Source organism: Streptomyces sp. NPDC007164, from assembly GCF_040634135.1.
Classification (GTDB): Bacteria; Actinomycetota; Actinomycetes; order Streptomycetales; family Streptomycetaceae; genus Streptomyces; species Streptomyces sanglieri.
This window is the reverse complement of the sequence record NZ_JBEYFB010000109.1, coordinates 1-6,089: the sequence shown is the minus strand read 5'-3', so window position 1 is coordinate 6,089 and position 6,089 is coordinate 1. Positions and strand designations below refer to the sequence as shown.

5 protein-coding genes are annotated in these 6,089 nt (G+C 70.2%); 4 read left to right on the top strand and 1 reads right to left on the bottom strand.

The genetic code is table 11. The features are described 5' to 3' along the window. Positions 1–311: 311 nt before the first annotated feature. A complete protein-coding gene (locus tag ABZ622_RS41495) occupies positions 312–1,169 on the bottom strand; it encodes an IclR family transcriptional regulator (RefSeq protein WP_360552461.1) in 858 nt (285 codons plus the stop codon). Between the two features lie 292 nt (positions 1,170–1,461). Between ABZ622_RS41495 and ABZ622_RS41490 the strand changes: the two genes are divergently transcribed. The 4 genes from ABZ622_RS41490 to ABZ622_RS41475 all read left to right on the top strand — a co-directional run bounded on the left by ABZ622_RS41490 (position 1,462) and on the right by ABZ622_RS41475 (position 5,887). Continuing rightward, complete coding sequence (locus ABZ622_RS41490) at positions 1,462–2,832, top strand: aspartate aminotransferase family protein (RefSeq protein ID WP_360552459.1); 1,371 nt, start codon at positions 1,462–1,464, stop codon at positions 2,830–2,832. Beyond that, entirely contained in the window at positions 2,832–4,019 is a 1,188-nt protein-coding gene (locus ABZ622_RS41485; protein WP_360552457.1) for a mandelate racemase/muconate lactonizing enzyme family protein, read from the top strand. The genes ABZ622_RS41490 and ABZ622_RS41485 overlap by 1 nt, the downstream gene beginning before the upstream one ends. Then, positions 4,016–4,861, top strand: coding sequence for an amidohydrolase family protein (locus ABZ622_RS41480; RefSeq protein ID WP_124718887.1), 846 nt, complete (start codon positions 4,016–4,018; stop codon positions 4,859–4,861). The genes ABZ622_RS41485 and ABZ622_RS41480 overlap by 4 nt, the downstream gene beginning before the upstream one ends. Positions 4,862–5,047: 186 nt before the next feature. Next, positions 5,048–5,887 carry an SDR family oxidoreductase gene (locus ABZ622_RS41475; protein ID WP_360552455.1) on the top strand — a complete coding sequence of 280 codons (840 nt, stop codon included), beginning with the start codon at positions 5,048–5,050 and terminating at the stop codon, positions 5,885–5,887. The last annotated feature ends 202 nt before the right edge of the window (positions 5,888–6,089 follow it).

The window sequence follows — 6,089 nt, the reverse complement described above, 5'->3', positions numbered from 1 at the left end:
CGGCGGCCACGGCCGAACCGGCCATGACCAGACCGGCCAGACCCGAAGCCCGAAGAAGATTCCGACGGGACGAAGCGGGGGTGTGTTGCTGCGGAACGCTCATGCGGACTTCGCCTTCCGAGAAGTGCGACAAGTGAGGGAGCGTTCCTGCGGGGGACTGCCATGAGGCGGATGGCTGAAAAGGGTCCGACCGTCGAGTGTTCACGGCGCGATGGGCAGGCGCCGGAACCAGGTCGGAAAGGGTAAAACGCCGGTGACCTCGAAGTGTCACCGCGGTTGGCAGGGAACCTACGGCGGGTTAAGCCATTTGGTCAAGACCCGAATCCGTCGGAATGCGACGTGTCGCTGTCGGACGCGGTGCCGTCCGAGTCGTCGACCCAGCCGAGCGAGACGCTGATCCGGCGGGCCGCGTCCCGTACCTGGCCGCCCAGTTCCTGGTAGCGCCAGGCCGGCAGGCCGAGCTTGAGGCCGGTGATCGAGACGGCCCCGGCGCACACCGCACGGTCGTCGAAGACCGGCGCGCCGATGCAGATGATGCCCTCGGCGTCCTCCTCGTCGTCCAGGGCGTAGCCGACCCGGGCTATGTCGCGCAGATGCGACAGGAAGGTCGCCGGGTCGGTGATGGTGCGGGAGGTGCGCCGGGGCAGCCCGAACCGCTCGACGACCGCGGCCGCCTCGCCGGGCGGCACGGCGGAGAGCAGCGCCTTGCCCAGACCCGTGCAGTGCGGCAGCTCGCGCTGCCCCATCCGCAGATCGAGCCGGACGCGCTGGTCGAGCTCGACCTGGTCCACGACGACCGCGTGGCCGTCCTCGGGGACCGCGAGCCTGGACGCCATCCCGGTGGCCCGGGTCAGCTCGCGCAGCACCGGGTGGGCGACGCCGCGCAGCGACACCTGGGAGCGGGCCCGGTCGCCGAGCCGGGCCAGGCTCATGCCGAGCCGGTAGCGGCGGTTCATGCCCTCGCCGTCGTCCGAGACGAGGCCGTAGGCGCGCAGGGTCTGGAGCATGCCGAAGGCGGCGCTCTTGGAGATGGAGCAGGCCTGGCCGACCTCCGTGACGCTCAGGCCGTTCCCCTGTGCGGGGGCGGCGAGCGCTTCGAGGATGTCCGCTGCCCTGGCCACGCTCTTGACCCAGTACTTCGGTTCTTCTGGGGCAGCACTGTTCGTCATAGCAGAACAGCCTAGTCCCTCGGGGAGGCCTGGAATGCGTGTTCTCGGTGAAGAAGGCGCGGAATCGGGTCTTCCCGGGCCCGGAAAGGTCTTGACCGGCCCCGAAGGCGGACGTAATATCCAGGCACTGTTCTGCTCTACAGAACAGCGTTCTGGAAAAGCGAAACGCACCACCCCAAGCATCACGGATCATCCCTTTCCTGCGGCGACTGCCGGGCGGATGGCGCCAGGGATTCACGGGCCGGGCAGGGCCTGCGAAGACCGACGACTCTCGACGCAAGGAGCAAGCGATATGAGTTCAGGCCCGGTTGGCAACGAATCCGGAGCCCGACTCGCCGAGCGCGCCCGCCAGGTCGTACCCGGCGGCGTGAACAGCGGTCAGCGCAGTGTTCCCGGACTGACCGACCTGGTCGTCACGGGGACGGACGGCGCACGGTTCCGTACCGCCGACGGACGCGAGTACACCGACTTCCACTCGGCGTTCGGACCGCCCCTGCTCGGCCACAACGACCCCGACGTGGCCCGCGCCACCGCCGAGGCCGGAGCCACCCTCGGCCACATGGGCGTCGGCGTCACCGAGGGCGAGGTCCTCCTCGCCGAACAGCTCACCGAGCTGATCCCCTCCATCGAGAAGGTGCTGCTCACCAGCACCGGCAGCGAGGCCACCTTCCACGCGCTGCGCGTCTCCCGCGCCGCCACCGGCCGCCGCCTGGTCGTGAAGTTCCAGGGCTGCTACCACGGCTGGCACGACGCGGTCAGCCTCAACGTCATCTCCGCGCCCGAGAAGGTCGGCGGCCACGACCCGATCTCCACCGGCATCCTGCCCGAGGTCCTCGAAGCCACCCTCGTCCTGCCGTTCAACGACAGCGAGGCCGTCCGCCGCACCTTCGCCGAGCACGGCTCCGACATCGCCGCCGTGATCGTCGAGCCCGTCCCGCACAACGTCGGAGCGCTCCTGCCGTACCAGGAGTTCCTCACCACGCTGCGCGAGGAGACCACGAAGGCCGGCAGCATCCTGATCTTCGACGAGGTCATCACCGGCTTCCGCCACGACATCGGCGGCTGGCAGAAGATCTCCGGTGTCACCCCCGACCTCACCACCCTCGGCAAGGCGATCGCCAACGGCGCCCCCGTCGGCGCGATCGGCGGCCGCGCCGACCTGATGGACCTCTTCTCCACCCGCCCCGGCGCCCCCGCCTTCTTCGCCGGCACGTACAACGGCCACCCGTCCGTCGTCGCCGCCGCCCTCGCCACCCTGCGCAAGCTCCGCGAGGAGCCCGTCCACGAGCACGTCTTCCGGCTCGGCGAGCGCGTCCGCACCGAACTGACCGGACTGTACGAGCGCCTCGGCGTCCCCGCCGTCGTCACCGGCTACGGCTCCGTCTTCGTCAGCTACTTCATGCCGGGCGAGGCCCCCCGCACCTACGCGGACCTGCTGAACAACGACGCCTCGCTGTTCGTCGGCTACCGCCGCAAGCTCCTCGACCACGGCCTGTTCGAGCTGCCGCTCAACCTCAAGCGCAGCCACATCAGCTACGCCCACACCGACGCCGACGTGGACCGTCTCATCGAGGGCACCGAGGCCGCGGTCAAGGCCGTGCTCGCCGACGGCGGCGCCCGCGACCTGGAGAACGCCTCGACCATGGGTGGAGCGACCCGCTGATGCTTACCGTCAACCGCACCCGCCCGGCGGGCCCCGCCGGCCGGATCACCCGCGTCGAGACCCTGATGCTCGGCACCTCCTGGCGCGACTTCGGCTACGTCCGGGTCCACACCGACGAGGGCCTGTCCGGCATCGGCGAGATCACCCACCCCTACCGGGTCCGCGAGGTCTGCGCGCTCACCGAGGCACTGGCCCAGCGCCACCTCATCGGCGCCGACCCCTTCGACATCGAGGAGCTCTGGCTCCGCGTCTACCAGGGCGACTTCCTGCGCGGCGGCGACATGGGCGGCGTCGCCCTGTCCGGCCTCGACCAGGCCATGTACGACCTGATGGGCAAGGCGCTCGGCGTCCCCGCGTACCGGCTGACCGGCGGCGCCTGCCGTGACGACGTACGCGTGTACGCCAACGGCTGGTACAACGGCGAGCGTGATGCCGAGACCTTCGCGGCCAAGGCGAAGGAGACCGTGGCGAAGGGCTTCACCGCCCTCAAGTTCGACCCGTTCGGCCCCGGCCTGCACGAGCTGGAGCGGGCCGAACTACGCCGCTCCGTCGACCTCGTGGCCGCCGTCCGCGAGGCCATCGGACCGGACGTCGACCTGTTCATCGAGGGCCACGCCCGGTTCGCCATGCCGACCGCGGCCCGGCTGGTGCGGGAGCTGGAGCCCTTCGACATCGGCTGGTTCGAGGAGCCGATGCCGTGGACCCACATCGAGCGGTACGCGGAGCTGCGGCAGCGCGCCGCGTTCCCGATCTCCGGCGGTGAGCACTTCCACAACCGCTACGAGTACAAGCAGCTCTTCGCGACCAACGCCGTCGACATCATCCAGCCCGACCTCTCCATGGCCGGCGGCTTCACCGAGGTCAGGAAACTGGCCGCGATCGCCGATACCCATGGCATGCTCGTCGCCCCGCACAACTCGAACTCGCCGCTCTGCACCACCGTCTCGGTGCACGCGACGCTCGGAATCCCCAACTTCAAGATCCTCGAAACCTTCGACGGGCTCCTGGAGGACTACGTCTTCGACGCCCTCAAGGGCACCCTCCCGATCGTCGACGGCCGGATCGGCCTGCCGACCGCACCGGGTCTCGGTGTCGAGCTCGTCGACGAGGTCTTCGAGGAACACCCGCCCACCCACCGCTTCTGGAACATGTTCGCGGACGGCTGGGAGAAGCGGAACCGGACATGATCGTCGACGTCCACTCGCACCTCTTCCGGCACAGCCACGACTTCACCGACCCGTTCAGGTCCGACTCCGCCCGCGCCCACGCGGGCGAGGTCGACCTCACGGTGAAGTGGGAGGAGTACGAGGCCACCGCCCCCGAAGGCACCCGCACGATCGTCGTCGGCGGCAAGGCGCGGCGCAGCGGCCTCTGGGTCGACGACGCGGCCGTCGCCTCGTACGCCGGAGCACACCCCGACCGCCTCATCGGCTACCTCTCGCTCGACCCCACCCAGCCCGGCTGGCAGGACGAACTCCGCTACGGCCACCAGGAACTGGGCCTGCGCGGCATCAAACTGATGCCGATGTACGCGGGCTTCGACCCGGCCGCCGAGGAGTACGACGAGCTGTACACGTACGCCGAACGGCACGGTCTCCCGCTCCTGGTGCACACCGGCACGACCTTTGTGTCGAGCGCGCCGCTGGAGTGGGCGATGCCCCGCCACCTGGACGCGGTCGCCATCCGCCATCCGGAACTGCGGATGGTCCTCGCCCACCTCGGCCACCCCTTCGAGGGCGAGTGCATCGCGGTCATCCGCAAGCACCCGCATGTGTACGCGGACATCAGCGCCCTGCACTACCGGCCCTTCCAGCTCTGGCACAGCCTCCGGCTGGTCCAGGACTACGGGGTCTTCCACAAGCTGATGTTCGGCAGCGACTACCCGTTCACAACGGTCGACGACTCGGTGAAGGGGCTGCGGGAGATCGCCCGCATCCCCGGCATCCCCGGGCTGCCGCCGCTCGACGTGGACGCGGTGGAGGAGATCATCCACCGGCCGTCGCTGGACCTGCTGGGCCTGAACGGCTGATCCGGCCGTTCCTCCGAACCTGCCGGTACGGGCCGGGGTCATTCCCTGTCGCCCGGTACCGACCGGCAGCCGGGCCGCCGCGCCATCACCCATGTGTCCCAGCGCGGCGGCCCGGACCCCTCCGGCGATCAGTACCGGAGCCGACACACCCCCTCTCCGTACCGCTCCGCCTGGAGGAACCCCGCCATGACCGCAGCCGTCCCGCCCCGCGGAACCGACCGCTTCGATCTGACCGGCCGCACCGCGGTCGTGACCGGGGCCGCCCGGGGCCTCGGCCGGTCCTTCGCCGTCGGCCTCGCGGAGGCGGGCGCCGATCTGGTCCTCGTCGACCTGCCCGGTGCCCAGGGCATCGCCGAGACCGCGGCGGCGATCGAGGCACTCGGCCGCCGGTGCCGTACCTACGGTCAGGACCTCGCGGACATCGACGCGCTGCCCGGCTTCGTCGACGCCGTACGCGCCGAGGCGGGCCCGCTGCACATCCTGGTCAACAACGCGGGCACCGCGGCGCTGGAGCGCTTCAACGAGATCACCCCGGCGAGCTGGTCGCACATCATGCGGGTCAATGTCGACGCCGTCTTCTTCCTCAGCCAGCGCATCGCCGAACACATGACGGCGGACTCGGTCGCCGGCCGCATCATCACCATCACCTCGAAGAACGCCCTGGTGGCGGAGGCCGGCCTGGCCCACTACAACGCCTCCAAGGCCGCCGCCCAACTGCTCACCGAGACCCTGGCGGTCGAGCTCGCCCCGCACGGCATCACCGCCAACACCCTCGCCCCCGGCATGGTCGAGACCCCCATCGACGGCGAATTCCCCTTCGACCGGGAGGCCTTCGAATCCGCGTACCGCGAGCGCATCCCGCTCGGCAGGTACGCGCAGCCCGACGAATGCGTGGGCGCGCTGCTGCTGCTCGCCTCGGACGCCGGGGCGTATCTCACCGGGGCGCGCATCGTCGTCGACGGGGGAGTGCTGGCGGACCAGATGCCTCGTATGCGCTTCATGCCGCCGTACCGCAACACGATCTGACCGCACAACACCCCGACCGTGACCGACGGTCGCCGGTTCCCCCGAGCACGCATCGACAACGCGAGGAGCGCCTCCGCCATGTCCGTCAATGCATCGTCCTCCGCTCCGTCCTCCGCCCCGGCCCCCGCTTCGTCCCGTCGGAATCTTCTTCGGGCTTCGGGTCTGGCCGGTCTGGTCATGGCCGGTTCGGCCGTGGCCGCCA

What these genes read in the sequence shown, in the direction of transcription:
- ABZ622_RS41475 (WP_360552455.1), top strand. Translation starts at nt 5,048, where the DNA reads ATGACCGCAGCCGTCCCGCCCCGCGGAACCGACCGCTTCGATCTGACC.
- ABZ622_RS41485 (WP_360552457.1), top strand. Translation starts at nt 2,832, where the DNA reads ATGCTTACCGTCAACCGCACCCGCCCGGCGGGCCCCGCCGGCCGGATC.
- ABZ622_RS41480 (WP_124718887.1), top strand. Translation starts at nt 4,016, where the DNA reads ATGATCGTCGACGTCCACTCGCACCTCTTCCGGCACAGCCACGACTTC.
- ABZ622_RS41495 (WP_360552461.1), bottom strand. Translation starts at nt 1,169, where the DNA reads ATGACGAACAGTGCTGCCCCAGAAGAACCGAAGTACTGGGTCAAGAGC.
- ABZ622_RS41490 (WP_360552459.1), top strand. Translation starts at nt 1,462, where the DNA reads ATGAGTTCAGGCCCGGTTGGCAACGAATCCGGAGCCCGACTCGCCGAG.